This is a genomic window from Serratia sp. HNCC26DJ244 (assembly GCF_057180565.1).
This window is the reverse complement of record NZ_JBXUGO010000126.1, coordinates 1-409: the sequence shown is the minus strand read 5'-3', so window position 1 is coordinate 409 and position 409 is coordinate 1. Positions and strand designations below refer to the sequence as shown.

Sequence of the window (409 nt, the reverse complement as noted above, 5' to 3'; positions counted from 1 at the left end):
GCACCAGCGTCGCGCCGCTGTCAATATCGGTATCAGCGGTCAGCCCACTGTTGGCGGCACTGACAGTGAAAGTGCCGGCTTGTACCTGTAACAACCCAGCGCCGGTTAAGCCACCGGTCGCACTGGAGGTCCCCCCCGCAGTGAGCGCTAGCGTGCCAGTCCCCAGGTTAATGATGCCATTGTTGGTTAACGCCCCACTGGTCAGCACGCCGCTGCCTAACAGCACCGTACCCTCATTGGTGGTGCTTTCAACGAGTTGGCTGTAGTTATTGAGGTTAAAGGTACTGCCGGTGGTGACTGCCAGTAAATGGGTATACCCCAGCGCCCCACTGGCCCCCAGCAACACAGTGCCCCCAGCAATAGTGGTACTGCCGCTGTAACTGTTGGTGCTGTTGGAGATAGTCAACGG

The 409-nt window shown here is 58.7% G+C and carries 1 pseudogene; it reads right to left on the bottom strand.

Features of this window, described 5'->3' with window-relative positions:
- Window positions 1-409 (bottom strand): annotated as a pseudogene (locus tag AC2A06_RS18900) (hypothetical protein); the annotation flags it as partial.